General features: G+C 58.1%; 1 pseudogene. It reads left to right on the top strand.

The window, feature by feature from the left end:
• Positions 1-253, top strand: a pseudogene (locus AB3X89_RS40720) (hypothetical protein); the annotation flags it as partial.

A 253-nucleotide genomic window follows, 5' to 3' on the forward strand; every position in this document is an offset into this window, starting at 1 on the left:
TTTCATGCCTTACAAGGCAAGACTGAAAACGGGTGGGCCGCGCAAGCGGCCCAAGCCGAACTACTCGGTCACCAACGCGCACGAGTACAACGAGAGCCTGAAGCGGCGCGGACAGCTCTGCCTGTACGGTTCTGTTGCAGTAAGGCCCACGTTAAAATTGGGTAGCGAATTTTTGAGCTGTGCGATGAAGAAGACGAAGACACCGCGAACCACACTCGCGCCGGGCCTGGCCAAGGTCCTGAAGCGCCTTCAC

The sequence above is a fragment of the Paraburkholderia sp. BR14320 genome (genome assembly GCF_040948665.1).
GTDB lineage: Bacteria > Pseudomonadota > Gammaproteobacteria > Burkholderiales > Burkholderiaceae > Paraburkholderia > Paraburkholderia youngii.